This is a genomic window from Streptomyces sp. NPDC086147 (genome assembly GCF_040702165.1).
Classification (GTDB): Bacteria; Actinomycetota; Actinomycetes; order Streptomycetales; family Streptomycetaceae; genus Streptomyces.
Genome location: NZ_JBFBJO010000013.1, coordinates 20,139 through 43,711, shown reverse-complemented (window position 1 = coordinate 43,711; position 23,573 = coordinate 20,139). Strand labels below are relative to the sequence as shown.

Below are 23,573 nucleotides of genomic sequence, written 5' to 3'. Positions count from 1 at the left end.
CGGGTACTGGTCCGGACCGCACCGTCCTCGGTATCGTCGGGCCGACGAGGGGAAGAGGACCGATGACTTCGCACGCGAGGAACACTCCGGGCGCGACGAACACCCAGGACACGGCGAACGCTCAGGGCACGACGAGCACGTTCTCCATCGGCGGCGAACACCGGGTGGGGCGAATCGGATTCGGCGCCATGCGCCTGCCGACCGGACCCGGCGCCGAACGGGAGGCGTCCGTCGCGGTCGCCTGCCGCGCCGTCGAACGCGGCGTCACCCTGATCGACACCGCCCACCTGTACGGATGGGGCGCCAACGAGGAACTGCTGGCCGAGGCCCTGCACCCGTACCCGGACGACCTGCTGATCACCACCAAGGTCGGGATCCTCCGGAACGACGGACCGGAAGGATGGGCGTACGACGCACGGCCCGAGAGCCTGCGCGAGCAGGTCGAGCAGGGCCTGCGCCGCCTCCGGACCGAGCGCGTCGGCCTCCTGCAACTGCACCGGATCGACCCCGAGGTCCCGGTCGCCGACCAGATCGGCGCGCTCCGCGAACTCCAACTGGAGGGAAAGATCGGGCACATCGGCCTGTCCGAGGTCACCGTCGAGCAGCTCGCCGAGGCCCGGCGGACCGCCGAGATCGCGAGCGTGCAGAACCGCTACAACCTCTTCGACCGGGAGCACGAACCGGTTCTGGAGGCGTGCGAGGCCGCCGGCATCGCCTTCCTGCCCTGGCGCCCCGTCGCCGTGGCGGCCGAATCCGGCCCGTCCTCCGAGGTCGCCGCCGTCGCCGCCGAACTCGGCGCCACCGCTCCGCAGGTCCTGCTCGCCTGGCTGCTCGCCCGTTCCCCGGTCGTCCTGCCGATCCCCGGAACCGCCTCGCTCGCCCATCTGGAGGAGAACCTCGCCGCGGCGGACCTCCGGCTCACCGACTCCCGGCGGCAGCGCCTCGACCGTGCGGCGGCCACGACTCCACGGCCCTGAGCAGGCACTCGCGGTCGTCCGCGCCGATCAGCCCGTCCGGCAGGGTCTCGTCCTCCAGCAACGCGCGCAGAGCGGCGGCGTGCGCCCTGAAGGCGGCCCTGCACACCCCGCGCTCCGGGTGATCGCGCTCCTCCCCGACCAGCAGCACCTGGTGCTCGGTGTCGGCGGGCGAGGACAGCTCGGCGGCGACGATCAGGATCTCGATCAGGTCGCGCCGCACCGCGGTGCCGTGAACGGCCGCCAGCCGGATCAGGAACGGCAGGGCGACCGGCATCACGGGGCTCATGTGGAAGACGCCGTTCATCAGGACGTTGTCCAGCACGGCCAGCGCCCCGGGACCGGCCGCCTCGTCCAGGAGACCGCGGAGCACGACCGGCATCCCGGCAGGACACCCGGGGACCTCCGACCAGTCGACGTCGGCACAGCCCCGCAGCGCGGGATGGTCGGGGACGGCCCGCTCCACCTCCGGATGCTCACGGAGGAACCGGGCGACGGCGGCCTCCTTGACCGCCGGGTCCACCACACACATCGCTCTGCCCCGCCCTCTCGCCCGAACGGCGTCCGCCGGGCGGAACTCTCCCCGGAACGGACGCCGAGCGCAAACCCCTTGGGGGAGCCGACGCCCTGCCCCGGCACGGACGCGTCGCCCCGGCACCGGATCGCGTGCGCTCCAGCAGGCGCGCCCGGGCCGGTCCCGCCGAGGTGGCTCCGGATCGGCTCGACGAGAAGCCCCACCGTCCTGCCCCGCGCCCCCCGATGCGAGACTGGGCCCATGTTCGTTCAGCTCCTGGCAGCCACCGGCGTCCTCGCGGTTCTGACCGTGGTTCCCGGCCCGGACATGGCGGTGGTGACGAAACGCGCGATCGCGTCCGGCCCGCAGGACGGTCTGCGCACGGTCGGCGGCATCGTGGCGGGCCTGCTCGTCTGGGGCGTGCTGACCGTGGTCGGCCTGGCCGCCGTCCTGGCGGCTTCGGCCACGGCGTACACGGTCGTCAAGCTCGTCGGCGCTCTCTACCTGGGCTTCCTGGGCGTCCAGACCCTGCTGCGGAGCAAGCGCGGCGGCCCGGAGGCATCGGCCGCCGTGCCGGCCCCCTCGGGCAGTCCGTGGCGTATGGGATTCGTCGGCAACGTCCTCAACCCGAAGATCGCGGTCTTCTACACGGGCCTGCTGCCCACGCTCGCGCCCTCCGCTCTGCCACAGCACCTGGGGATGACCCTGCTGGTTCTCCTCCACGCGGTCCTCACGCTCGCCTGGCTCGGTGGCTACGTGATGGTGCTGGCCAGGGCCCGAACCTTCTTCGCGAGGCCCTCCGTACGGCGCGCCATGGACCGCGTCACCGGCGTCGTTCTGATCGGGTTCGGCGTCAAGGTCGCCACCTCCCAGCCCTGACCTGCTGAAACACCGGAGACACCCGGGCCGCGGAGCAGGACGGGTCAGGGCCGTGGCCCTGACCCGTCCTGCTCCGCTCCGGCTCAGATGCCCAGCTTGGCCCGGCCGCTGCCGACCGCCGCCGCGGGACGTGCCGTGGCCCGGACCGAGCGGTGCACCAGGTGTGCGTCGTGCCGCAGGTCCTGGGCGGCGTGGCGGCCGCGCCACAGCAGCGAGGGCGCGCTGCCGGTGTCGTCGGCGGTGATCAGGAGGCCACCCAGCATGGACATGTTCTTGAGGAAATGGATGCGCTGCTGGGCCCGCTCGGAGGGGTCCTTGACCTCCCAGTAACGGTGCGCCGCCAGAGTGGTGGGCACCAGCGTCGCGGCGAGGGCCAGCGCGGAGAGGCGGGGGCAGCGGCCGAGCCCGAGCAGGACGCCGCTCACGACTTGTACGGCACCGCTGAGCCGGACGAGTTGTTCGGTGTCGTCCGGCAGTACGGAAATCCGTTCGCTCACGGGCCGGGTGACGGATTCGGCCACAGGGGCGACCTGCTGGGGATTGCGCAGGGAACTCATGCCGCCGGCGATGAACATCGAGGCGAGCATGGGACGGCCGACGATACGCAGAAGACTCATGACGGTGCCTCCGGAACAACAAGGGACGCGGTACCTGCTGGAAGTATCGGGTGCCCGGACAGAACGCCGCCATTCGGCATCCGGCGAGAACACCACGACCACCGGCACCGGAGCCGGGGGAGTACGGGTACCAGGACGCCGGAAGGAGGGGCCGCCGGCGCCGGCGGTCGAGACGCCGTGGTGCGGTCGGATCAGGCGCGGGGGGCGACGGGGTGTCCCATCCACCAGTTGCCGGCGGCGTCGGGGTCCGAGCTGGTCCAGAACTCGATGACCGCGTCGGTGAACTCGGTCGGCGACAGGGAACCGTCGCCGTCGGTGTCGAGGTGGCGGAACGCCTCGGCCGCGCTCTGTTCGGTCAGTCCCGGGAAGTGCCCGCGCTGGAAGGCGAGGAACTCGGCGGGACTGATCCGGCCGTCCTGGTCGATGTCGGCGATCCGCAGGTAGGTCTCGGCGATCCGGCCGAGGGTGGCCCGCGCGGCCTCCGGGTCCTCGGCGAGCGCGCGGGTGGAGTCGACGAACCGCTCCCTGGGGATTCCCCGGCCGCCGACCGGCAGGAACGGCAGGTGCACCTCCTTCCAGATCGCCGTGTAGGCGCCGACGATCCGGTCGGTCTCCGGGGAGTCGTCGGCGTGACCGAGGGCGGTCGCCACCCGGCGGCCCATCTCCACGTGGTCGTCCTCGGTGAGGACGCCGTTGCCGTTCACGTCGAGCTGGTCGAAGCCCCGCTCGATCTTCGCCGTCAGAAAGTCCTTGCCGGCCATCATCGCTCCTCGCAGGTACGCACACGCCGAGAACAAGGTGCGGGAACGCACCCTGCCGCTCGGGCAACGACGAGCGGCCCGAAAGGGAAACGCCCTGCGGTCGCCCGGGTGCCGATCGCGGGGGCCGGGGTCTGCCTTCCGTTCGCGGAGTCCGCGCCGCGCGGGTGGATCGAGCGAGGAGAACACGGCCGTGGACGATGGTTTCGGCGGGATGCGACAGCTTGTACGACGGTCCTCTCCCGCGTGGGACGTGGTGCCGGGCTCACCCCGGACCCGGGCCCGGACGGACTCGGCATGTACGTCCGGGCCCGGGCGCGGGCGGCATCGTGATCAGCGGAGCCCGGTTCCGCGACGCGCGGAGTACGAGCGACGGTCAGGCCGCCACGAGCCCCTCGGCGACGAACCCTTCCACGAACTCCCCGACACGCCGGTCGAAGTCGGCGTACTGCGCCTCCCGCTCGGCGCCCGAGACCGCTTCGCCGACCAGGAGCCTGCCTTCGGCGTCGACGCGCTGCGGGCGCTCCTCCGCGTCGGTGAGCAGGGCGACGGTGGAGTGGGAGAAGCCGCAGTAGTAGGCGATGCCCTCGCTCAGGTTGGTTTCGAGGACGCTCTGCATGTCCTTGACGAAGGGGTCGTCGCCGGTGGCGCCGGCCAGGGCCAGCCACAGCATGCGCTTGCCGGCGAGACGGGGCTTGCTGCGGCCGTAGGCGAAGCCGTAGTTCCACACGCGGTCGATCCAGCCCTTGAGGACGGCGGGCACGCTCTGCCAGTACACCGGGAAGACGGCGACGACGACGTCGGCGTCGAGGATGCGCTCCATGTGCGCGTGGGCCTCGTCCGAGTAGGGCTTGTCCCTGTTGCCCCAGTCCGGCTGGTCGGCGGTGTTCATCCGCGGGTCGAACCCCTCGGCGTGCAGGTCGAGCAGGTCGATGCGGTAGCCGGCGGCTTCGAGGCGGGCGGCGGCACGGCGGGCCGTGTGCGCGGTGAGGGAATCGGTGCGGTGGTGCGCGACGACCACGAGGGCGGTCCTGGTACGGCTGTCGTGCTGCGCGTGCTGCGTCACGGTGTCTCCCGGCTGGTGTCGGTCGGTTCGATGGGTCCAGTACAGCTGTGGCGGCGTGGATGATCCATGGGAGAAACGCTCCAGGACATAGGAGATCGTCTACGCTGCCCTCCATGGATCCTTTGAGTTCGCTCCTGAGCGGCATCCGTGCCGAGGGGTCGGTCGTCAGCCACGCCGTACTGACGGCGCCCTGGACCATCCGCTTCATCGACGACGCGCCCCTCACCATGATCAGCGTCCTGCGCGGCGGAGGCACCCTGATGCTGTCCGACGGCACCGAGCAGGAGATCGGCGCGGGCGACACGGCCATCGTGAGCGGGTCCGCGCCGTTCCACCTCGCGGACCGCCCCGCCACCGTCCAGGGCCCTCACTGCGCCTACGAGATCGCCTGCTTCACCGGGGACCCCGAGTGCGGCGCCACCCGGGAACTCGGCGGGATCCACTGGGGCGCCGACTCGGAGGAGGCCACCGCGCTGATCGTGGGCGCCTACCGCGCCTCGGGCCACCGCCACGAGCGGCTCCTGCGCGCCCTGCCGCCCGTCCTGGTGATCAGGGAGGACGCCGAGGTCTGCGCCTGGCTGGAGACGGCCGCCGTCGACGCCGCCCGATCATCGGCCGGCTCACAGGCGTTGATGGACCGGCTCCTCGACTGGGCCCTGGTGTGCACGCTGCGCAGCTGGTTCGACCGGGCGGGCGCCGACGCCCCCAGCTGGTACCGGGGCCTCGCCGACCCGGTCCTCGCACCCGCCCTGCAGGCCTTCCACGACCGGCCCTCCGAGGCGTGGACGGTGGCGTCGCTGGCCACCCGGGCCGGCGTCTCCAGGGCGCTCTTCGCCAAGCGCTTCACCCAGCTGATGGGCTGCCCGCCCCTCGCCTACCTCACTCAATGCCGCATGGACGAGGCCGAGACGCTCCTGACCGACACCGACCTCAGCATCGCCCAGATCGGGACGTCGGTCGGTTACGCCGACGCCTTCGGCTTCAGCGCCGCGTTCAAACGCCACAGGGGCCTGAGCCCCAGCACGTTTCGCGCCGCGGCCGCCTGAGTCCCGGTCCGACGACGGCGCGAACGCCGGGGGACCGTTCGCCCGACGTGGACCGGACGGCCCGGCCCCGTACCGGTCAGTCCGGGTCGGGCATGGGCCGCCAGCCGCTCCAGGCGCCGTCGTGGCTGCGGATGTTGACGTAGCGCCATCCGTCGGGGGTCGGCACGCTCAGGGCGAACCGCCAGGGGTCGCCCCCGCTGAAGCGGTCGATGACGGCGATCTCGCCGGAGACGATCCCACCCATGGACTGCCAGCCGGTCCACTTCCCGCGCTTGTCGTTCCAGCGGGTCCACACGGCCGAGTCGGTGCCGACCAGGAACTCCTGCTTCGTGCCGTCGGGAAGCGGATGAACGGTGACCCCGTACTCGCAGATGTAGACGGCGCCGCCGCTCCGGCTGCAGTGACTCACCGCCTGGGCGGGCGCGGCCGTCGTGGCGAGACCCGCCAGGACGGCGGCCGCGACGACGGCGGCCCTGAATTTTTTCATTTTTCCTGCTCCTCGCTACGACGCGCGGGCGGACCCGCTGACGAGTCGAGCCTGCCGTCCGTCGCTTGCGTTCCGCTAATGATCCACTGCCGTCGGACGCCTCCCGGCGCGACGGGGCCGGGACGGTCCGGGGACGAGGTCACGCGGTCAGCCGGGCCAAGGGGGCGCTCACCAGGTGGTAGTGGACCAGCATGACGGCCGTCGCGAGCGCGGCCGCCGCCGTACAGCCGAACACGAGACGGCCCGGGAGGGACCACCATCCCCGGAGCCAGGCCGCGAGCGCTCCCGCCACCAGGCCCGGGGTCAGGACGACCAGCACCGTCCCCAGAACCGTCACGGTGGTGAGGAGCGCCGACCCCAGGGGGACCATCTCCATCATCCTGTTGCCGTCGGCGACGACGGCCGCGAGCGCGGTCGCGAAGGCGACCGCGGCCAGACCGGTCGTCGCGGCCAGCGCCCGGGCCGCCCGGGCACCCGGCGGATGACCGGTCCGGCCGCGAGAACGCCGCAGCAGAGCGGTCGCCGGGAAGGCGATCGCGCCCAGGGCGAGCACGCCCAGGCCGAAGAGGAGCAACCCCGCGTGCAGGGCGGGGGACTGGTGCCACGCCAACCTCTCGTACGCCGTCGAAGGCGTGGCCGAGGACACCAGCAACCCGTCCCCGGTGAACGCGAGTGTCCCGCCCCCGGCGTCGCGCTCCCGGAAGAGCCCGCCGCCCAGGGCCGACCACCTCTGTTCCGGCCGGTCGGGGTCGGCGGACAGCCCCACGGTGCGCAGACCGCTCCCGCCGTCCCTCTCGACGGTCACCGCCGAGACCAGGCCCTCCACCGCCATGAGGCCGGTGCGGCTCACCCGCGCCGGACGGTAGGTGCCGGTGTAGGAGTCGACGGCGGCATCGACGGCAGGGGCCGGGGCGGACACCGGACCGGCCGGAACCAGGGCGTCCACGATGCGGTGGATCAACTCCTTGCCGTTCCACCCGGCACGGCCGTCCGTGCCGTCGCCGTTGAACACGACGAACACCCCGACACCCCGGTCGGGCACGAGCAGCAGGTTGGAGTGGAAGCCGGAGATGTCACCGTCCTTGAACCATCCGGTCCGCCCGCCGCGCCGCCACTCCTCGAAGCCGTACCCGAGGCCGGGCGACCGGGGATCCTGCCGGTACCGCACCTGCCGCATGAGGCGGTCCGCCGCCGACGCTCCGGCCAGCCGGCCGGTCATCCAGCGGCCCATGTCGGCGGCGGTGCTGACGGCTCCCGGACCGGACGGGGTCCACGCCCCGTACTGGCCCCTGTTCTCCACCCAGCCGGTGCTGCCGTCGGGCCGGTAGCCACGGGCGAGCCGCGCCGCGACGGCGTCCGGCTGCGGCTGGGCGAGCGTGGAACGCGTCATGCCCTGCGGTTTGAAGACGTGCTCGTCGATATAGGCGGGGAAGGACCGGCCGGACACCTCGGCGACGAGCTGGCCCGCGAGCGCGTAACCGTAGTTGTCGTACGCCGCGACCACGCCCGGAGGGCGGACCCGGGGCGGCCGGCGGACCGTGAGGCTCTCGGCGAGCGGCTCCACGTCCTCCGGACGGACCTTGGTGCGGCCGACCAGGTGGCTGTCGAATCCGGCGGTGTGGGTGAGCAGATGGTGCAGGGTGACCGGACGCCCGGGATAGGTGTCGGGGACGGTCACCGCCCGCAGGCTGTTGTTGACGTCGGCCCCCGGGTCGACCCTGCCGTCGGCGACGAGCTGGGACGCCGCCTGCGCCGTGAAGAGCTTGGCGAGCGAGCCGAGGAAGAAGCCGGTGCGATCCGGGTCGACCGGGGTCCGGCGGCCGACGTCCGCGACTCCGTACCCCTTGGACAGGACCGTCCGGCCGCCGGCGACGACCGTGACGGCCGCTCCCGGGATGCGGTCGTCCGCCAGGTAGCCCGTGACCGCGGTGTCGACGAGGGAACCGAGGGAGTCGAGGCGGGAAGCGGGGAGCGAACCGGGCTCGGCCGGCACGACCGCGTGAGCGGGAGCGGGGGCGGTGACGGACCCCGACGCGACGGCGGTCGCCATCACTATGATCATGGCGGCCCTCGCGGCGAGGACCCGTATCGGTGTCATGCGCATGGGACGACGATCTCGCCCGGCGGTGCGCCGACGGCAGTGCGGGACACACCACCCCCTGTGCATTTCGCACGGGTGGCGCGGGCGGGGCGCACGGGCCCGCGTCCACCGCGACCCTCGTGAAGGAGTGGGGCATGGCACTACGGCACGGCAGGGCGAGCGGGCGCGAGGCCACGCCCCCTCGCGTCGAGGACGCCGCCGACGACGCGATCGGGCCCACGCCCGACGACTCCGCCCCGGCCCCGACACCCGCAGTCGTCCTCGTCGTCCTCGTCGGCGTCGTCCTCGGCTTCTCCTTCGAACCCGGCGTACTCCTGCCGCGCCCGGCCGCCCTCCCCATGCTGCTGCTCCAGCTCGTCGTCTGCCTGCCCGCGACGAGACGGCTGCGCGGAGCCGGGGTCCTGACCGCCCAGATCCTGCTCGCCCCCTGGTCCGGCCTGCCCGGCTTCGTCGGCGCCTCCGTGCTGCTGATCGTCGGGCACCGCGTCCGCTGGGCCCTGTTCGCGGTCGTCGTCCTGTCCGGTGGACTGCTCGCGACGGGGGACGGCGGTGCGCACTCCGTACTCAACGGCATGGGCAACGCCCTCGCCCACGGCCTCGTCATCTACGCGCTGACCCGGCTCACCGATCTGCACGCGGAGCTCCGCGTCTCGCAGCGGGCACTGGCCCGCGCCCGGATCACCGCCGAGCGCGAACACGCGGGACGCGTCCTCGACGCGGCGCTCGGCACGGCCCTGGCGGAGATCATCCGCCTGGCCGGTCAGGACACACGGGCCGTGCGGCAACTGGTCACCGTGGCCCGGGAGGCGGCCGAACGCGTGCGGACCGTGCCCCCGGCGCAGTCGGCCGACGAGACGGACGCCCCCGGCACCCCGGTTCCCCGGCTGGTGTGGCCCATCGTCCTGGCCACCCACGTCGAGTACCTGATCGTGGGCGTGGCCTTCCTGCTCGGCGACGGGAAGCGGGGCGCGGTACTCGTCGCCTACACGGCCGCACTGGTGACGGGCGTCGGACTGCAGGCGTACCACTCGCTGCCGCGTCCTCCGGGAACGCGGCCCCGAGGCGCCGTGTGGACGCTGGGCGCGCAGCTCGCCGTCGCCCTCGGCGTGCTCGCGGCTCCGGGCGGCCCGTACCCCCAACTGATCGCCTTCGCGACGGCGTCGGTGCTGATCGTCCTCCCGGGGCGCGTCGCCTGGCCGGCGGCCGGGGCCCTGACGGCCCTGGCCGCCCTCGTGGTGTCGGCGCGGACGGAAGGGACCGACGCCCGGGACGCCGTACTCCTGATCCTGGACATCGTGGTCATCGCCCTGGTCTTCTACGGCCTCGCGCTGCTCACCGGCCTCGTCCACCAGGTGAGGGAGGCCCGGGAGGCGCTTGCCGCGCTGGCCGTGGCACGGGAGCGCCGACGCATCGCCCGGGACGTGCACGACCTGCTGGGGTACGGATTCTCCGCGATCGCCCTCAAGGGCGAGCTGGCGGCCCGGGACCCGGACCCGTCGCGGGCCCGCGCCCACCTGGCCGACGCGGCGGCCCTGGCCGGACGCGTCCTGGCGGACCTCCGGACGATCCCGGAGGACGGCACGAGGCTCACCCTGCCCGAGGAGGTGGAGTCCGCCCGGAAGGTACTCGCCGCCGCGGGCGTCCGCCTGGAGGTACGGGGGGAGACGCGGCTCGCCGACGCGACGCGACAGGAGTTCTTCGCCACCGTGCTGCGCGAGGCGGTGACGAACGTCCTGCGGCACGCCGCCGGAGTGCGCCGGTGCGCGGTGGAGATCGGCCCGGACCTGCTGCGGGTCGCGGACGACGGGCGTGCGACGCCGGTCCCGCGACAGAGCCCCGCTGCGGCCGTTGCCGGGGGCGCTCCCGGGGGCAACGGGCTGCGGAACCTGCGGGAGCGCGCAGAGGCGCTCGGCGGGAGGCTGAACACCGAGGAGACCGCGAACGGCTACGTCCTGACCGCCCTCCTCGGTCCCGTGGCCGTACCCGCCGGCGGATGACGCCGCGCTACTCCAGCCAGCCCTGTTCCCGGGCGATCCGCACGGCGTCGAGCCGGTTGCGGGCGTCGAGCTTGACGACGGCCGCGCCGAGGTAGTTCCGCACGGTGTCCTGGGACAGGTGCAGTTCGCCGGCGATCTGGTCGAGCCCGGCCCCGGCGGCGGCCAGCCGCAGGACGTCGGTCTCACGGGCGGTGAGCGGGTTCTTCCCGGCGGTCAGCGCGGCGGCGGCGAGCCGGTGATCGATGACGTGCTCCCCGGCGGCCACGCGACGGATCGCGGCGGCGAGCTGGTCCGGCGGGGCGTCCTTGAGGACGAAGCCGCCGACGCGTGCGGCGAGCGCGGAGCGCAGCGCCTCGGGACGGCCCAGACCGGTGAGGATCATGACCCGGCACTCGGGCAGGGAGACCAGGAGATCACGAGCGGCCGAGAGCCCGTCGCCGCCGGGCATCTCCAGATCGAGGACCGCGACGGTGGGCCTGTGGGCGAGCGCGGCCGGCACGACGGCGTCCCCGCGGGCCACCTCGACGACGACCTCCATGTCGGCCTCCAGACTCAACAGGGCGGCCAGCGCCCCGCGAATCATGTGCATGTCCTCGGCCAACAGAACGCGGATCATGGTGGTCCCTCCCCTCGGGGGATCGTACCGGCCGCCCGGAGTTCGGTCGGCGTCGAGGCCGCGCGCGGCGAAGACCTCCGCCGCGTCCGGCACGGCCAAGTCGCCGCCCTCCACGAAGGTGACCTCCCGCGGGTCGGGCAGCGGGGCGAGGACGTCGAACGAGCGGATGCCGAACAAGTCGTCCTCGCCGTGCCGCACATCTCCGCACGCGCCTTTGCGGTACGTCGCGCGGAACGGCCCGTTCACGCCTCGGGGTCGGGATCAGGATCGGGATCGGGATCGGCGACACCGGCTCGGCGCGATCGGCCCGGAGCCACGGCTCACCGTCCCGTGCCGTGTTCCTGTTCGGCGAAGCGGCGCCGTGCGGCCTCGACCTCGCCCAGGTGGCGGCGCGTCCAGGCGCACATGCCGTTGACCGTGTCGCGCAGCTCCTCGCCCGCCTCGGTGAGCCGGTAGTCCACGCGGGGCGGGACCGTCGCGTACACGGTCCTGTGCACCACCCCGTCCCGTTCCAGCCCGCGCAGGGTCTGCGTGAGCACCTTGTGGCTGATGCCCGCCACCTCGGCCCTCACCTCGGTGAACCGCAGCGTCCGGGAGCCCAGGGCGTCGATGATCAGCAGGGCCCATTTGCCGGCCACCCCCGAGAAGATCTCGCGTGCCAGGGAATGGACACGCGTCACGTCCGCCTCCTCGGGCTGGACCTGCTCGGTTTCCATCAGGTGCCTCTCTCACTGGAAAGTTCGTTCTCCCACGTCGGAACATACTCACCTACGGTTGCCGGGGAACTGGAAGAGATCCGGGGGAGCGAAGCCGTGACGATCCTGAAGACCTACGCGCGCCTGTGGGCCGACGACCTCGACCGCGCCCTGCCGCTCCTGGAGCGGCTCACGGGCGAACAGCCCCACCTGCGGCTGACGTTCGAGGCGGTCGCCCTCGCGGCCATCGGCGACTTCCTGGTCGTCGCGGGCCCGGCCGAGGAACGCGCGAAGTACGCCCACGCCTCCGCCACCGTCGTCGTCCGGGACCTCGACGCCCTCCAGGAGATCCTGAAGGCCGCCGGCGCCACCCTCACCACCCCCGCGACCGATGGCCCCACCGGGCGGTTCCTCTACGCCCGCCACGCGGACGGAGCGGGCGTCGAGTACGTCGAGTGGAACGCGGAGCTGCTCGGCAGGCTGCTCGCCCACACGTCGGAACCTCCGACGGAATGACCTTCGGGGCGCCCCCGCCCTCACCGACGCGCCCCCCGGCGTCCGGAGCGCTGGCTCAGCGCAGTGCCCCGGCGACCACGGAGGCGGCCCGGGCGATCAACCGGTTGTCGGGCTCCGCCTCGCGGTCGGAACGGGTCGACAGGATCGCCATCACGATCGGAGCCCCGTCCGGGGGCCAGACCACGGCCATGTCGTTGCGCCCGCCGTACGTCGTCGCCGTCCCCGTCTTGTCCCCGACCACCCAGCTGTCGGGCACTCCGGCACGGATGGTCTCGTCCCCCGTCAGATTGGTCTTCAGCCAGGTGGTGAGCCGCTCCCGCTCGGGGGCCCGCAGGACGTCACCGAGGACGAAGGCGCGCAGGTCGCCGGCGAGCGCCCGCGGCGAACTGGTGTCCCGGACCTCGCCCGGCCGCCAGTCCCCGAGCTCCGGCTCGATCCGGTCCATCCGCGTCACGTCGTCGCCGAGCGACCGCAGCACGGCCTGGAGGCCCTTCGGGCCGCCCAGCTCCTCGAAGAGCAGGTTGCCCGCCGTGTTGTCGCTGTGCCGGACGGCGGCGTCGGCGAGGGCGTCCAGCGTCATCCCCGTGTCGACGTGCTTCTCGGTGACCGGCGACGGGTCGACCAGCTCGTCCTTCGTGTACCGCACGACGCGCCGCATGCCGCTCAGCTTCTCCTCGCGCAGCACGGCACCGGCGGCCAGCGCCTTGAAGGTGGACGCGTAGGGGAACCGTTCGCGGTCCCGGTAGGCGATCTCGCGTCCGGTGCCGGTGTCGATCGCGTAGACCCCGAGCCGGGCGTCGAAGGCGTTTTCCAGGGCGCGGAATTCACGTCGGTGGGACGCGCCGGCCGCATCCGGGACGGACGCCGTCCCGACGGAGAACAAGGCGGGGGAGGGCGGGGAGGCCTGTGCCCTCTGCTCGACGCAGGCGGTCAGCGGGGCGAGGACGAGCGCGGCGGCGAATCCCGTGAGGGCGCGCCTGGCGCGGGTGAGCTGCATGGTACGGACCTCCGGTGCGCCCCGGGCAGGGGCGCGTAGGGGCCGGTCCCGCACGGCACCGGCCCGGTGCGTGTCATGAGTACCGGACCACACTCGCCCGCCGCAGCCATGCGGTCCAATGCCGCCACGCGCCGTTCCATGCGGAATCGGCATGGAACGCGGCGGCGCATAGGGTGCGGGGTGTGGATCTGGTGGCAGCGAGTCGAGCCTTCGTCAGCGTCAGCGAGCACGGCGGTTTCACCGTCGGGGCGGCCGCGGCCGGCATGTCCCAGCCGGTGGCCAGCCGCCGCGTCGCCGCGCTGGAGGAGCACGTGGGCGAGCGGCTCTTCGAACGCACGTCGCGCCGCGCGGTGCTCACCCCGTTCGGCCGGGACCTGCTGCCGTCGGCGCGGGCCCTGGTGCGCGCCGCCGACGTCCTGCTCCACGAGGCCGAGACGGCACGGCGCAGACCGTGGCGGATCGCGGTGCCCGCCGTCTGCGGCACGGTGGCGCTGGCGCGCCTCGTCGCCGACGCCCGGGCCCTCGGAATCGCCCTCGACCTGCGGATCGCGCCGCCCACCGAACGCCGGGACCTGGTACGGGCCCGGCAGGTGCGGGCCGCGGTGCTGGCGGTGCCGCCCGACGAAGCGGTCTGGTCGGTGCCCCTGGGCGTCGCCACGGCCGCGGACCCCGGCGCGCGCCGCTTCTGGCTGGAGACCCTGCGGATCGGCCGGACCGACCGGGGCCCGGCGCGGAGGCTGTGGATCCAGCCCGAGGACGACGTGCCGCACGTCCGCGACCCGCTGGCCCGACTGCGGGACGCGGTCGGGCTGCGGCCCGCGCAGTTCGCCGCGGCGACCGACCTGACGGACGCGGTGGCCGAAGTGCTGTACGGGGACGACCTGCTGCTCTGCTCGGCCGAGGAGGCCGCCGGGCTCGGCCTGCACTGGCGCCCGATGGGCGAACTGTCCCCGGTCCGGGGGTTCGCGCTCGGCGCGGCGGACGGCGGGGACCCGGCCGGAACGGTCAGCCGCCTGGGCCGCGCCCTCGCCCGCTGCCTGGGCGCGGACCCGGAAGGAACCCCGACAGGGGCCACGAGCACGAGCACGCCCACGGCCACACCCACGAGCGGGGACGGAACGGACGAGGAGCGGAAGGCGGGCACGTGCGCACCGGCACACTGATCGACGAGGTGGAACGGCGGCTGACGGACGGCGGGTTGCGGGGCTACCTCCTGGTGCGGGACCTGCGCACCGGCGAGGAGATCGGCGTCGACCCGGACACCGTCCTCCCCTCGGCCTCCCTGGTTAAGGTCCCCCTGGCGGTGGCGACCTTCGAACGCATCCGGCGCGGCGAACTCGACGGCTCCACCCCGCTCGACGTCGCCCCGGGCCGCAGCACCGTCCCCGGGCCCACCGGCCTGACCCGCTTTCGCCATCCCGCGCGGATCGCCGTCGACGACCTGCTCTACCTGAGTACGTGCCTGAGCGACGAACGGGCCGCCGACGCCCTCTTCGGCCTCACGCCACCCGCCCGGGTCACCGCCCTCCTGCGGGAGTTCGGCATCCACGGCATCTCCGTGCGCCACACCGCCGACGAACTCAGCGACACCCCCGTCGAACGCTTCGACACCGACCAGGCGCACCTCGCGCACGCGCTCGCCATCGACGCTGGCACCGGTGGACGCGGCCACCGGGTGCCGCAGCTCGACACGACACGCGCCAACACCGGCAGCGCCAGGGCATGGGTCGACCTGCTCCAGGAGCTCTGGGCGCCCGAGGCCCTTCACCCGCGGGTCGCGGAGGCGGTGCGCGGACTGATGCTGCACAACATGCTCCGCCAGCGCCTCACCCCCGACTTCGCCTCGGACGCGACCACCTGGTGGTCCAAGACCGGCACCCTGCTCAACCTCCGGCACGAGATCGGCGTGGTGGAGCACACCGACGGCGGCGCCTACGCCGTCGCCGTACTCACCGAATCCCTGGTACCGGCCGCCGTCCAGCCCGGCGCGGACGCCCTGATGGGCCAGGCGGCCCGTGCGCTGCGCGACCACCTGCGCCACGTCTGACCGACCGGGCCGGAGCCGGCCGCATGCGCACCGGCTTCCTCTCCGTGCGCTGAAGGCGCGACAACCGCGTTGCTACGCACGCCATTTCGCCCGCCACCCACGCGAACAGCCGTCACGACTCGACCAGCGTGGGCGCATGGTGCATCTGGAGCAGCCGCAGCTGTCCGGGCTGGGGCGGAACCCGGCCGCCCCGACGAACGTGTTGGTACGACTGGCCACGCATGCCGCGGGCCGAAGCGGGTTGATGAGGCGCGAGGGGCAACTACCGGACGCGGTCGCCGAGGCCCTGCTGATCCACGGTCGTGGCGACGCGGCCGTCCGCCTGCACGGGCGCCGGGTCTCCCCGGCGATGCGCCGCCGGATCGCGGAACATCCCGACCCCGCGATCCGCGACGCCTTCGCGGACTTCGTCCGCAGCATGGTGGAGAGCGGGGCCGGGCTCGGGATCGAAGCCCTGCTTGAGACGTACGGCCTCTCGCCGACCACGCCGCGGCCAACCCCGTACTGTCCGGAGCGCGGATGGACCGCATCACCGCCGAAGCCGGCCTCTGAAGCCCCTCACCCGGCCCGGGCGCCGACGCCCGCCCCGTACGGCGCGTACAGTACCGGGGGGCGCGGCGAGATCACGAGGAGTCCGTCTTGACCGCGACAAGCCTTGAGCGCGCCACCGTTCCCGCCGACACCGGCGAGGTCACCCTCCTGATAGCCCGCAGGGTCGACCCCGGCCACGAAGCCGCCTTCGAACGGTGGGCGAAGGGCATCCTCGACACCGCGGCCACTTTCCCCGGCCACCTCGGGTACGGGTTCTTCCGCTCCTCCGGCGGCGACGCCCCGTGGTTCCTCGTCCACCGTTTCCGGGACGCCGGGGCGTGCCGGACCTGGCAGGAGTCGCCCGAGCGCGCGGCCTGGTTCGCGGACTGCGCCGGACACCACCACACCGAGGTCGCCCGGCGGGAACTGACCGGCATGGAGACCTGGTTCGCCGAACCGGGTTCCGTCCGGCCCGCGCCGCCCCGGTGGAAGATGGCGATCAGCGCGACCCTCGCCGTCTATCCGATCTCCGTCCTCGGGGGCCTCTTCCTCCTGCCCCACCTGGTCACGCTCCCGCTCCTCCTCAGCAGCGCCGTCACGGCCTGCGTCTTCAACGTGCTCATGACGTACGTGGCGATGCCGGCCGTCAGCAGGGTCCTGCGCGGCTGGCTCACCCCGTAGGCACCGCACGGGTGCGAGGAGGGTTTCCCTCGGACACGGACGTTTCCCGGGACGAGGTGAATCCTTTCGCGCCCACCTCGCCTCTGATGCATGTGCGGACGACCTCGCCCGCTCCACGACTCACCGGGAGGAACCCATGACCACCGTCGTCATCGTCGCGGCCGCCGCGCTGCTGTTGTGCGTGTGCACCGTCACCGTGCTGCGTCGCCGGAGGCGTGGGCGTGGCTGATCACACCTGGCCCGGCGAGACCCTGATCGCCGCGGCGCAGCGCGGTGACACGGAGGCGCTCACCGCCCTGGTGCACGGCTCGTACCCGCACGTGCACCGGTTCGCGCGCACCCTGTGCGCCACACCCCAGGACGCCGAGGACGCCGCCCAGGAGGCGGTGATCATCCTCTACCGCAAGATCGGCATGCTGCGGGCCTCCGGGGCGCTGGCGTCGTGGATGTTCCGGATCGTCCGCAACGAGTGTCTGCGCCGCACCCGGACCCTGCTCTCCCCCGGCCCGGCCTCGCCGGGGCGCGGGGCCGGTGACGCTTCGGGCCGCTACGGGTCGCCGGACGGGAACCACGCGTCCGGCGACGCCGTACGGTCCGCCGAGGAGGACGCCCTGCTGCGCCTGGAGGCCGAACGGGTCGGGGCCGCGATCGCCGCCCTGCCCGCCGACCAGCGGCAGGTGCTGATCATGCGGGACATCCAGGGCCTGCCCGGCCGCGCCGTCGCGGACCGGCTCGGGCTGAGCACCGCCGCGATGAAGTCCCGCCTGCACCGGGCCCGTTCGGCGGTGCGCGAGACGCTGCGCGAGGAGCCGGCCCGTACGAAAGGACGAGAACGATGACGACGACAACCGACCCCACCGCGCCGGGCGCCGCGCCGCCCGGCGCCCCTGCCGGCGACGGCACGCCCGAACGCGGCGGCTTCGCCAGTGCCACCGTCCCGCGCCACCTGGCCCGCGGCGCGATCGGATTCGGTGCGCTCATCGGGTCACTGGCTCTGCTCCCGGTCGTCGGCCCCGTGAGTCTGCTGCTCGCCCCGGTCGGCCTGGTCGCCCTGCGCGGCTGCCCGATGTGCTGGGCCGTCGGCCTCGTGGAGACCGTTTCGGCCGGGCGGCTGCGCCGCTCCTGCATCGAGGGGAGCTGCACACTGCGACGCACCTGACGATCGCGTACGACTCGGCCGAGGCGCAGAGGTGCTTTCGCGAACCGCCGAAGCCGGCGGCCGCGCACGGCGCGTACCACCCGCCCGCGCAGGCACCGCCGCTTCCGAGCGCGCGGTGCCTGCCGGAGGAACGGCGCCCCGGTCACCACGGGGCGCCGTCCGCCGGGGGCCCTGGCGGCCCCGGCCCTACTTCAGGTGCCGGGTGAAGAACCGGGCCGCGGCGTCTCCCGCGAATCGAGGGACGCCGGTGTGTCCGCCCATGTTGGCGTGCAGCGTCTTCTCCTCGGAGCCGAAGGCGTCGAACAGGTCCAGGGCCGCCTGCCGGTCGTTCCCCTCGTCGTCCCACTGCAACAGGACGTGCAGCGGAACGGTGACCCGGCGGGCCTCCTCGAACATGACGGCGGGCACCAGGCTCCCGGCGAACAGAACGGCGGCCGAGACGCGCGGCTCGACCACCGCGAGCCGGATGCCGACGGAGATCACTCCTCCCGAGTACCCGACCGGGCCGCCGATCTCGGGCAGCGACAGAAGAGCGTCCAGGGCGGTCCGCCATTCGGGGACCGCCCTCTCGACGAGCGGGAGGACGAGGGCGTCGACGATCCCGCCGTCGACCGGCCCGCCGGCCTCCAGGGCCCGGCGCAGATCGGCACGGGCCTGATCGAGACCGGCCCAGCGGGGCCGGTCACCGCTCCCGGGGAGCTCGATGGTGGCCGAGGCGAAGCCGTCCGCCGCCGCTTGCCGGGCCCGTTCCACCAGACGGGGGTACATCCCGCGCAGCCCGAGCGGCGGGTGGCCGAGCAGGATCAGCGGTGCCGGTGCGGAGGGTGACGGGGGCGTCCACAGGATGCCGGGGATCTCGCCGAGGGCGAATTCGCGTTCGAGGACGCCGTCGTCGAGGTGCTGTTCGGAAGTGAAGTGCACGGTCGTGCCTTTCGGGAGTGCGCTGGAACGGCGCTCCCGGACGACCTATCGCCCGACCGTGACCCCGGAGGGGAGCACCCATGTCGATACTGCGTTCACGGGTACCACCTCCTCGTTCTCTCGCACGGCCGTCGGAAACGTAACAGCGCCCGTACCGGTCCGCCAAACGGTTTTCCGGACGGGCTCCGCAGCCGGACCGGCCGGATCAGCCGGATTCGCCGGGATCAGCCGACGCGGAGCGACACGACCTCGTACGACACCGCCGAGGCGGGGAACAGGCCGCGGCAGGTGAGCCGGAGGGGCGGGGACCGGTGGGCACGGACCTCGACCTCGAAGGCCGAGAGGCCGGCGAGGCGGCCGGTGACGCGGATCCGCCACCGGTCGCCCTCGCGGACCGTCTCCTCGATCGCGTAGTGGTGCCGCCCCGACGGACCCGCGTGCCGGAGCACGGCGGACAGGGCGGCCTGCTGGGACGGGACGAGGTCGGTGTACCCGCGCAGGTGGTCCGCGCCGATGCGGTCCGCCAGGTGTCCTTCGACCACCGTCACCGCCGAGGCGGCGTCTAGGCCGCCGTAGTAGACGCCGTCGGGTGCGACGACGACGTTGGCGGCGAACCGGTCGCCCCCCACGTGCGTGCACTCCCACACCAGGTCCGGCCAGCGGTCGCTCAGCGCGCGCCCCACCGGACGGCCCCGGACGGCGCAGCAGGCGTCGTGCGTGCCGTGGGCGCAGACGAGGACGACGGGCGGGTGGTCCCGTTCTCCCGGCGAGTCCAGGGCGTCGACGATCTCCGTCAGGTCCTTGTCGTTGCGCCAGATGCCCCACTTCTGGCGGTGGGCGCCGTCCCCGTCGTACCGCAGGACGGCCCAGCGCGGCGGATCGTCCTGCCTGCGGCGTCCGTGGCGCCTGATCAGCAGCATGCGGGCGCGCAGCGCCTGGGCGGCGGCGTACACCCGCGCCTTGACCTCGGGGTCGAGGTCGAGGCCGTCGAAGCCGTTGACCGGCCAGCCGGCCCGGTGCTCGACGAGGATCCAGACCGAGCCGTACGGCGCGGTGCCCGCGAGCGGGTCGCCGCGCAGCCGGGCGGCCTCGGCGCAGAAGAACCGTCCGGGAGCCGTCATTCCGCCCGCTTCACGGCCCGGCAGGCACCAGGACGCCCGCCCGCAGAAGTCGTTCGACGAAGGGAAGACCGAGGTCACCGGCGTGGTGGGCCTCTCCGTCGAGGATCCGGCGCACCTGCGGCAGGTCCGTCTCCGGGAAGTCGAGCCAGCCGGCGCGGGTGAAGAGCCGCCCGCCGTCGAGCCGTGCCTCCAGCGCCTCGCGCAGGCGCACCGGCGTCGCGGCGGACAGCCCGTCGACGGCCGCGAGCTGCGCCAGCGGCCCCAGGGGCCCGGGCCGCGCCCCGCCGCGCCGGTCGCGGTGGAACAGCGGCGCGGGATCGGCCTCGCCGAGGGCTTCGACGAGACGCCGGCGTACGAGGGCGAGTTCGCCGTCCGGCCCGTCCACGCCCAGGGGGAGGGAGCCGCGCATCTCCAGGTCGTCGCGCAACAGCGCGAGGGCGGCCCGCGTGAGCTGTTCGGCAAGCGCGTGCCGCGTCCAGGTGTGGACGCCGAGCGTCAGGTGGATCGACACCTCGCCCTGCGCCTCGGCGGCGTGCAGCCAGCCGCGCGGCAGGTAGAGGACGTCGCCGGGTCCGAGCACGGTGTCGAGGTGCGCCTCGCCCCGGGCGGCGTCGGCGACGGCGGCGCGGTGGTCGGTCCAGGGCTGGTCGCGCAGCGGGTCCGGGTGCACGGGCTCGTGGACGATCCAGCGCTTGGTGCCGGCGATCTGCAGGACGAAGACGTCGTGGACGTCGTAGTGGTCGTCGAACCCGCGGTTCTGCGGCGGGGTGACGTAGGCGTTGGCCTGCACCGGATGGCCCAGCTCCGTGCCGAGCCGCGACACGAGGTCCGCGACCGGCTCCCAGGTGCGCTGCAGCGCCTGCAGGACCAGGGTGGCGCCGTCGGCGAAGCTCCGCCACAGCGCCGTGTCGTCGAGCTGGTCCGCGACCGTCGCGCCGACCCCTCCGGAGGCGGTGAACGCGGACTCGGGGAGGGTGGAGCCGTCCTTGGCGACGCGGAGGAACGGGGTGCGCAGCCCGCGCCGGGAGACCAGCTCGTCCACGGCGGACGCCGAGAACAGGTCGGAGAAGTCACCGGCCCCGCGCGTGAGCAGCGGGGTGCGCCCCCAGACGTCCCGGGCGAACTCCTCGCGGCTGAGGTTCGTCAGACGCGCTTCGAGGACACCGCGGCCGGTGTCGGCGGCGGTGTCCCGAAACGTCGTGGGGGCCGTGCTCAAACGCCGTGGCCGGTCTCGTCGGCCGCGCCGTCGGCGCCTCCGTCGTGCACGCCGGGCGTGCCCGCCGCGCCGCCGTCCGCAGGGCCTTCGGCTCCGCCGTCGGCACCTCCGTCGTGGACGCCGGGCGTACCGGCCGCGCCGCCGTCCGCAGGGCCCTCGGCCCCACCGTCGGCGCCACCGTCGTGGACGCCCGGAGTGCCGGCCGCGCCGCCGTCCGCGGGGCCTTCGGCTCCGCCGTCGGCGCCTCCGTCGTGGACGCCGGGCGTACCGGCCGCGCCGCCGTCCGCGGGGCCCTCCTGCTGGTTCGGGTCCTGCTGGGGGTAAGCCATGTCTCCTCCTGAGGATTCGGACGGTCGGGGATCGGTGGTCCCGCTCGGAACCTCCCCGTACCCCTTACAAGCTCACTCGTGCGGCCCGGAGCGGCAACCGGAGCGGGACGGGACCCGGCAGGGCGGGGGAGAGGGCACGGGAGGGCGCCCGGTGCCGCGGGCGGACGGGCTCAAGGCGTCGGGGAGCCCTGTCCGGCGTACCGGACGAGGTCCCGGGAGGTGTCGATCAGCTCCTTCCGCTCCTCCCGCGAGCCGACCATCGGCTGGGAGCCGCGCAGCGGAAGCCCGGCGCTCTCCGGCAGGAACCTGACGGTCACCAGACCGATCGCACCGGCCAGCATGAGGTAGTACGCGGGGATCATGTCGTTGCCGGTGGCGTTCACCAGCGCTTCGGTCACGAGCGGGGTGGTACCGCCGAAGGCCGCCACGGCGAAGTTGAACCCGATGCCCATCGCGGCGTAGCGCACGGCCGTCGGGAAGAGGGCGGGCAGGGTCGCCGCGCTCGGCGCGGCGAAACAGGCGAGCAGGGTCGCCAGGATCAGCATGCCGAGGATCGGGAGCCAGGTCCCCTCCGCCTTGAGGAGCAGGAAGGCCGGGATCGCGAGGACGATCATCGCCACCGCGCCGACCGCGTACAGGGGGCGCCGTCCGACGCGGTCGCTGAGACGGCCCAGGAAGGTGATGAGGAGGACGATCCACACCATGCCGATGAGCACCAGCACGTCGGCCGACGTGCTGGACCGGCCCAGGGTCTCCGTCTGGTAGGTGGGCAGATAGCCGGTGACCATGTAGTTGGTGACGTTGTAGAGCAGGACGAGGCCCATGCACAGCAGCAGAGGCCGCCAGTGGTCGCGCACGATGGTCTTGAACTCGCCGCCGACCGACTCCTGCGCCAGGTTCTTCTCGTGCTCGTCCAACTGCTGCTGGAAGGCCGGGGACTCCTCCAGCTTCAGCCGCATGTAGAGGCCGATGACGCCCAGCGGCCCCGCGATCAGGAACGGGAGGCGCCAGCCCCAGGACAGCATCTGCTCGTCCGAGAGCGCCGTGTTCAGCACGGTCACGAGCGCGGAGCCCAGGGCGTAGCCGACGAAGGTGCCGAAGTCGAGCCAGCTGGAGAGGAAGCCCCGCCGGCGGTCGGGCGAGTATTCGGCCACGAAGGTGGTGGCGCCGCCGTACTCGCCACCGGTGGAGAACCCCTGGACCATTCGGGCGAGCAGCAACAGGACGGGGGCGGCGATGCCGATCGTGGCGTAGCTGGGGATCAGGCCGATCGAGAAGGTGCCCGCGGCCATCATGATCATGGTGGTGGCGAGGACCTTCTGCCGGCCGAGGCGGTCGCCGAGGGGGCCGAAGACGAGGCCGCCGAGCGGGCGCACCACGAACGCGGCGGCGAACGTCGCGAAGGACGAGATCAGCTGGGCTCCCGGCGAGGCGCCCGGGAAGAAGACCTTGCCGATCGTCGCGGCGAGGTAGCTGTAGACGCCGAAGTCGAACCACTCCATGCAGTTCCCGAGCGCCGAGGCCCCGACCGCGCGCTTGAGGAGGGGCTTCTCGACGACCTGGATGTCCTGCTCGCGGTAGGCCCGCTTGTTACGGCGCAGCCGCCGCGCCAGCTCCTCACGGACGTGACCGGGAATGTTCGCGATCGTTTCCGGGACGCGTGTGCGGCTCCGGGAGCCGGTCGGGTCCTCTGGAGGTACGTGGGCCACGCGCTGACGCCCCTTTCGTCTCGATAAGCGATGCACCAACCCGGCAATCGTCCGTCATGTCGATCACCGGGTGCACGTCGGAACCGCTTCCCCGAGTTTGCTGGGGCACACTTATCGACCCCTTACGGCCCTGCGCGCTGCCGAGCCTCGGACCGCGCTGGAGCGGGGCGCCGGGGCCGGGGCCGTGAAGGCGCCTCGCGGAGCCGGGGGAGCGGCAGGCGCGGGTCACCGACCGCCGCCTGGCGTGTCCGGACCGGGGGAGGTGCGTACGGAGCCGAAAGCGACGTCCAGGACCACCGTGCCGCCGCAGGCATCACAACGGCCCCTCACCTGAACTCCCTGCGTGATCACCGAGACTCCCTCGTGCCATCTCATCGACTCGGACCGGAGAAACCCTCTCCCACGAGCCGACAGCCCTCTCGCGTCCGGTGCACGGGACGTCAGAGTTCGGCGGCCTCCTCGGTCCAGACCCCGGCCGGATGCTCGTCGACCGCATGCCACGGCCTCGGCTGCGCGCGGCAGCCCGGACCGGCCCGTTCGTCCGACGGCCGGCGGTGGTTCCGGTCGGGCCACAGGACCTGGACCACGGGCACGGC

Annotated in this window: 25 protein-coding genes; 11 read left to right on the top strand and 14 right to left on the bottom strand. The window is 73.4% G+C overall.

Going from position 1 to position 23,573, the window contains the following annotated elements; translation table 11 throughout:
• Positions 1 to 188 precede the first annotated feature (188 nt).
• Positions 189 to 977, top strand: coding sequence for an aldo/keto reductase (locus AB0398_RS24950; protein WP_366377934.1), 789 nt, complete (start codon positions 189 to 191; stop codon positions 975 to 977).
• Here AB0398_RS24950 and AB0398_RS24945 read toward each other — a convergent pair.
• A complete protein-coding gene (locus AB0398_RS24945; RefSeq protein WP_366377847.1) occupies positions 919 to 1,500 on the bottom strand; it encodes a hypothetical protein in 582 nt (193 codons plus the stop codon). The two genes, AB0398_RS24950 and AB0398_RS24945, sit on opposite strands and share 59 nt — an antisense overlap.
• A 249-nt stretch (positions 1,501 to 1,749) precedes the next feature.
• On the opposite strand from AB0398_RS24945, the gene AB0398_RS24940 reads away from it, so the two are divergent.
• Entirely contained in the window at positions 1,750 to 2,367 is a 618-nt protein-coding gene (locus tag AB0398_RS24940; protein ID WP_366377846.1) for a LysE family translocator, read from the top strand.
• Between the two features lie 83 nt (positions 2,368 to 2,450).
• Here the strand turns inward: AB0398_RS24940 and AB0398_RS24935 are convergent, their stop codons facing one another.
• The 3 genes from AB0398_RS24935 to AB0398_RS24925 all read right to left on the bottom strand — a co-directional run bounded on the left by AB0398_RS24935 (position 2,451) and on the right by AB0398_RS24925 (position 4,808).
• Entirely contained in the window at positions 2,451 to 2,984 is a 534-nt protein-coding gene (locus AB0398_RS24935; protein ID WP_366377845.1) for a DoxX family protein, read from the bottom strand.
• A gap of 191 nt (positions 2,985 to 3,175) precedes the next feature.
• On the bottom strand, positions 3,176 to 3,745 hold the full coding sequence (locus AB0398_RS24930; RefSeq protein WP_366377844.1) for an EF-hand domain-containing protein: 570 nt from the start codon (positions 3,743 to 3,745) through the stop codon (positions 3,176 to 3,178).
• A 373-nt stretch (positions 3,746 to 4,118) separates the two neighbouring features.
• On the bottom strand, positions 4,119 to 4,808 hold the full coding sequence (locus tag AB0398_RS24925; RefSeq protein ID WP_366377843.1) for an NAD(P)H oxidoreductase: 690 nt from the start codon (positions 4,806 to 4,808) through the stop codon (positions 4,119 to 4,121).
• Between the two features lie 104 nt (positions 4,809 to 4,912).
• Between AB0398_RS24925 and AB0398_RS24920 the strand changes: the two genes are divergently transcribed.
• Positions 4,913 to 5,854 (top strand): AraC family transcriptional regulator, encoded by a 942-nt coding sequence (locus AB0398_RS24920; RefSeq protein ID WP_366377933.1) that lies wholly within the window; start codon positions 4,913 to 4,915, stop codon positions 5,852 to 5,854.
• A gap of 76 nt (positions 5,855 to 5,930) precedes the next feature.
• Here AB0398_RS24920 and AB0398_RS24915 read toward each other — a convergent pair whose 3' ends face one another.
• Positions 5,931 to 6,341: a hypothetical protein gene (locus AB0398_RS24915; protein WP_366377842.1), complete on the bottom strand. Its 411-nt coding sequence runs from the start codon at positions 6,339 to 6,341 to the stop codon at positions 5,931 to 5,933.
• A gap of 139 nt (positions 6,342 to 6,480) precedes the next feature.
• Positions 6,481 to 8,445, bottom strand: a complete 1,965-nt coding sequence (locus tag AB0398_RS24910) for a serine hydrolase domain-containing protein (RefSeq protein ID WP_366377841.1) — start codon at positions 8,443 to 8,445, stop codon at positions 6,481 to 6,483.
• A 131-nt stretch (positions 8,446 to 8,576) separates the two neighbouring features.
• Between AB0398_RS24910 and AB0398_RS24905 the strand changes: the two genes are divergently transcribed.
• A complete protein-coding gene (locus AB0398_RS24905) occupies positions 8,577 to 10,439 on the top strand; it encodes a histidine kinase (RefSeq protein ID WP_366377840.1) in 1,863 nt (620 codons plus the stop codon).
• A 7-nt stretch (positions 10,440 to 10,446) separates the two neighbouring features.
• On the opposite strand, the gene AB0398_RS24900 is transcribed toward AB0398_RS24905, so the two are convergent.
• Positions 10,447 to 11,055 (bottom strand): response regulator transcription factor, encoded by a 609-nt coding sequence (locus AB0398_RS24900; protein ID WP_366377932.1) that lies wholly within the window; start codon positions 11,053 to 11,055, stop codon positions 10,447 to 10,449.
• 320 nt (positions 11,056 to 11,375) lie between these two features.
• The gene (locus AB0398_RS24895) at positions 11,376 to 11,771 is read right to left on the bottom strand and encodes a helix-turn-helix domain-containing protein (protein WP_366377839.1); all 396 of its coding nucleotides are present in this window, start codon (positions 11,769 to 11,771) and stop codon (positions 11,376 to 11,378) included.
• Between the two features lie 96 nt (positions 11,772 to 11,867).
• Here AB0398_RS24895 and AB0398_RS24890 point away from each other — a divergent pair, with 96 nt between their 5' ends.
• The gene (locus AB0398_RS24890; protein ID WP_366377838.1) at positions 11,868 to 12,266 is read left to right on the top strand and encodes a VOC family protein; all 399 of its coding nucleotides are present in this window, start codon (positions 11,868 to 11,870) and stop codon (positions 12,264 to 12,266) included.
• A 55-nt stretch (positions 12,267 to 12,321) separates the two neighbouring features.
• On the opposite strand, the gene bla is transcribed toward AB0398_RS24890, so the two are convergent.
• Positions 12,322 to 13,263: a class A beta-lactamase gene (gene bla, locus AB0398_RS24885; RefSeq protein WP_366377837.1), complete on the bottom strand. Its 942-nt coding sequence runs from the start codon at positions 13,261 to 13,263 to the stop codon at positions 12,322 to 12,324.
• Between the two features lie 182 nt (positions 13,264 to 13,445).
• Here bla and AB0398_RS24880 point away from each other — a divergent pair, with 182 nt between their 5' ends.
• From AB0398_RS24880 to AB0398_RS24855, 6 genes are all read left to right on the top strand, one after another.
• Positions 13,446 to 14,426 (top strand): LysR family transcriptional regulator, encoded by a 981-nt coding sequence (locus AB0398_RS24880; protein ID WP_366377836.1) that lies wholly within the window; start codon positions 13,446 to 13,448, stop codon positions 14,424 to 14,426.
• Entirely contained in the window at positions 14,408 to 15,310 is a 903-nt protein-coding gene (locus tag AB0398_RS24875) for a serine hydrolase (protein WP_366377835.1), read from the top strand. Before AB0398_RS24880 ends, AB0398_RS24875 begins: the two co-directional genes overlap by 19 nt.
• Before the next feature lie 136 nt (positions 15,311 to 15,446).
• Positions 15,447 to 15,953, top strand: coding sequence for a hypothetical protein (locus AB0398_RS24870; protein ID WP_366377834.1), 507 nt, complete (start codon positions 15,447 to 15,449; stop codon positions 15,951 to 15,953).
• The gene (locus AB0398_RS24865; protein WP_366377833.1) at positions 15,950 to 16,522 is read left to right on the top strand and encodes an antibiotic biosynthesis monooxygenase; all 573 of its coding nucleotides are present in this window, start codon (positions 15,950 to 15,952) and stop codon (positions 16,520 to 16,522) included. The genes AB0398_RS24870 and AB0398_RS24865 overlap by 4 nt, the downstream gene beginning before the upstream one ends.
• A gap of 221 nt (positions 16,523 to 16,743) precedes the next feature.
• Entirely contained in the window at positions 16,744 to 17,361 is a 618-nt protein-coding gene (locus AB0398_RS24860; RefSeq protein WP_366377832.1) for a sigma-70 family RNA polymerase sigma factor, read from the top strand.
• Positions 17,358 to 17,681 carry a hypothetical protein gene (locus tag AB0398_RS24855; RefSeq protein ID WP_366377831.1) on the top strand — a complete coding sequence of 108 codons (324 nt, stop codon included), beginning with the start codon at positions 17,358 to 17,360 and terminating at the stop codon, positions 17,679 to 17,681. The genes AB0398_RS24860 and AB0398_RS24855 overlap by 4 nt, the downstream gene beginning before the upstream one ends.
• 186 nt (positions 17,682 to 17,867) lie before the next feature.
• Here AB0398_RS24855 and AB0398_RS24850 read toward each other — a convergent pair whose 3' ends face one another.
• The 5 genes from AB0398_RS24850 to proP all read right to left on the bottom strand — a co-directional run bounded on the left by AB0398_RS24850 (position 17,868) and on the right by proP (position 22,977).
• Positions 17,868 to 18,602 carry an alpha/beta hydrolase gene (locus tag AB0398_RS24850; protein ID WP_366377830.1) on the bottom strand — a complete coding sequence of 245 codons (735 nt, stop codon included), beginning with the start codon at positions 18,600 to 18,602 and terminating at the stop codon, positions 17,868 to 17,870.
• 224 nt (positions 18,603 to 18,826) lie between these two features.
• Positions 18,827 to 19,723 (bottom strand): sucrase ferredoxin, encoded by an 897-nt coding sequence (locus tag AB0398_RS24845; RefSeq protein ID WP_366377829.1) that lies wholly within the window; start codon positions 19,721 to 19,723, stop codon positions 18,827 to 18,829.
• Between the two features lie 10 nt (positions 19,724 to 19,733).
• Complete coding sequence (locus AB0398_RS24840) at positions 19,734 to 20,939, bottom strand: cupin domain-containing protein (protein WP_366377828.1); 1,206 nt, start codon at positions 20,937 to 20,939, stop codon at positions 19,734 to 19,736.
• Positions 20,936 to 21,268 carry a hypothetical protein gene (locus tag AB0398_RS24835; protein WP_366377827.1) on the bottom strand — a complete coding sequence of 111 codons (333 nt, stop codon included), beginning with the start codon at positions 21,266 to 21,268 and terminating at the stop codon, positions 20,936 to 20,938. The genes AB0398_RS24840 and AB0398_RS24835 overlap by 4 nt, the downstream gene beginning before the upstream one ends.
• A gap of 170 nt (positions 21,269 to 21,438) precedes the next feature.
• Positions 21,439 to 22,977, bottom strand: coding sequence for a glycine betaine/L-proline transporter ProP (proP, locus tag AB0398_RS24830; RefSeq protein ID WP_366377826.1), 1,539 nt, complete (start codon positions 22,975 to 22,977; stop codon positions 21,439 to 21,441).
• Positions 22,978 to 23,573 lie beyond the last annotated feature (596 nt).